Below are 2,214 nucleotides of genomic sequence, written 5' to 3' on the forward strand. Positions count from 1 at the left end.
ATACCGAACAGCGCCGTCACCATGTTCAGGCCGCGTTCGGCGCACACCGCCACCCGGCTGTCCGGGCCGACGCCGCGCGCTATCAGCGCGTGCGCCAGCCGGTTGGCGCGGGCGTTCAGTTGGGCGTAGCTCAGGCTTTCCGCGCCGCTCACCAGCGCGGTGGCGTGCGGCGTGCGGCGCACCTGCTGCTCGAACAGCGCCGCCAGCGTCTGATCCAGCGGGTAGTCACGCTCGGTGCGGTTCCAGCCATGCAACAGCAGTTCGCGTTCCGCCTCCGGCACCACCGCCAGTGAACACACCGGCGTCTCCGGCGCCTGCTCCAGCGCTTGCGCCAGTGAGCTCAGCGCCTGCACCATATAGTCACACACCCGCTGGGCATCGACCGTCTCGGTCACCTGCGCCGTCACGCCCAGCGAATCGCCGCCGTCCTCCACCGATAACACGAACGGATAGTTGGTGCGCTCTTCGGCGCTCAGCAAGCTGACGCCTTCCGGCAATGCCACTGCTTCGCCGTTGTTGTGGCGATAGTTGAGCAAGGCGCTGAACAGCGGCGCCCCAGGGCTGACGCCGCTGCAGCGCTGCGCCAATGCCAGCGGCGCATGTTCATGCGCCAGCAGCCCGCTCAGCCGCACGTGCGCCTCTCTTGCCGCCGTCTCCACGCCTCGCCGATCGATGTCCAGACGCAGCGGCAACGTGTTGATAAACAATCCCAATGCCCGTTCCGCGCCTTCGCCGCCCTGCAGACGCCCCAGCAATACGGTGCCGAACACGACCGCGTCTCGCCCGCTGACGCTCGCCAGCACCTGCGCCCAGGCCAGGTGGCACAGGCTGGCCAGGCTGACGCCCAGCCGCCGCGCCTGTTGCCGCAACCGCAGGTTCAGCGCCGAAGAGAGTGCCTGGTAGCGGCAGGCGATTTGCCGCCCTTCGCCGTGCACGTCGCTCAGGCCGAACGGCAGCACCGGCTCGCGGATATCCGCCAGCATGTCGCGGAAGAAGCTTTCGTGCTCCGCCTCGCTGAGAGCCAGGCGCGCCTGCGCCACCGCATTGCGGAACGGCTGGGCGACGCCCAACTGTGCCCCACGGCCGGCGAGGATCTCGCCGATCTCTTGCTCCATGAAGGCCAGCGTGGAGTGATCGCCAATCAGATGATGCCACTTCTGCAAGGCGCACCAGCTGCCGTCCTCCTCCTGCGTGACGGTAAAGTTGAGCAGCGGCGCGCGGGTCAGATCCTGCCGCTGCTGCAACGGATCAAAGCTGGCCGCCAGCTGTCGCCAAATCGGGCCGTCAGCCGGATCGAAACGCCGCTCGCTCAGTGCCAGCTCAGCCTTGCGCCACACCACCTGCACCGGCGAGGACATGCCCTGCGTGATGAACGCGGTGCGCAGAATGTCATGGCGATCGATCACCTGCTGCATCGCCGCCAGCCAGGCGTCCAGGCGCGCACGGCTGTCGAAACGCAGCACCGCGGACAGCTGGTACGGGTCGCCCCGTTCCGCCAGCAGATGGTGGAACAAAATCCCCTCCTGCAGCGGCGACAAGGCGTAGATGTCCTGTACGTTGGCCACGCCGCCCGGCACCTGCGCTACCACCGCGTCGATCTCCGGCTGGCTCAGCGTCGCCAGCGGCAACATCTCCGGCGTAATGGAGGCCCCGCCCGGTAAAATCCGGTTTTCCGGTATGTCGACCTCACCTTGCGCGCTCATCGCCTGCGCCAGCGCCGACAGCGTCGGCGTTGAGAACAGCGTCTGCACGTTCGCTCCCCAACCGGCGCGCCGCAGCTGAGCCATCAACTTCACCGCCAGCAGCGAGTGGCCCCCCAGTTCGAAGAAGTTATCGTGGCGGCCGACCCGCTCCACGTTCAGCAGCTCGCGCCAGATCGCCGCCAGCAGCGTTTCGTGTTCACCCTGCGGCGCTTCATACGCCGCCTGGCTCTGCGCCCCCTGCGGCTCCGGCAACGCCCGCCGATCCAGTTTGCCATTCGGCGACAGCGGCAACGCCACCACCACCACCCAGGCCGACGGCACCATATAGTCCGGCAGCGCCGCGCTCACATGCTGCCGCAGCGCGCCCGCCAACGTTTCTTCCGCCACGTCCACGGCCGGCACCACCCACGCCACCAGCCGTTTGTCGTCGCCCACCGCCCGTGCATCCACCACCGCTTCGCGCACCGCCGGGTGCGTCGCCAGCGCCGCCTCTATCTCCCCGCATTCGATG

Annotated in this window: 1 protein-coding gene; it reads right to left on the reverse strand. The window is 68.2% G+C overall.

Annotation, left to right across the window (positions count from 1 at the left end; translation table 11 throughout):
• The coding region (locus tag ACJ8HH_RS23825; protein ID WP_442520251.1) for a condensation domain-containing protein at window positions 1–2,214 on the reverse strand (2,214 nt) is incomplete at both ends.

The organism is Serratia sp. CY32780, assembly GCF_052169135.1.
Lineage (GTDB): Bacteria > Pseudomonadota > Gammaproteobacteria > Enterobacterales > Enterobacteriaceae > Serratia > Serratia sarumanii.